This is a genomic window from Shewanella sp. S1-49-MNA-CIBAN-0167, from assembly GCF_040310145.1.
Lineage (GTDB): Bacteria > Pseudomonadota > Gammaproteobacteria > Enterobacterales > Shewanellaceae > Shewanella > Shewanella psychromarinicola.
In genome coordinates this window covers 1-248 of record NZ_JBEOPO010000417.1, presented here as the reverse complement: position 1 = coordinate 248, position 248 = coordinate 1, and the positions used below count along the sequence as shown (strand labels likewise).

Annotated in this window: 1 pseudogene; it reads right to left on the bottom strand. The window is 43.5% G+C overall.

Annotation, left to right across the window (positions count from 1 at the left end):
- Window positions 1–248 (bottom strand): annotated as a pseudogene (gene fadB, locus AAEZ00_RS21870) (fatty acid oxidation complex subunit alpha FadB); the annotation flags it as partial.

Below are 248 nucleotides of genomic sequence, written 5' to 3'. Positions count from 1 at the left end.
GCTTTACCTTTAACGAACTGGTCATTTAAGAAAATACCAATTAGCGCTTGGGCTACATCTGTTTTAGCTAATTTAATGAACGCCTGTGCTTCTACTTTTAATGCGCCATCACGATCCAAACCAGCTGCTTGTTCGACAACATTCACAGCGGCCATTGGCGCTGGATAATGCTTGCCTGCAACTGAGAACACCATCCCTTTTGCGGTTGCAAAAGACATCATGGCTTCAAGTTTTGGTAACTGTAATGG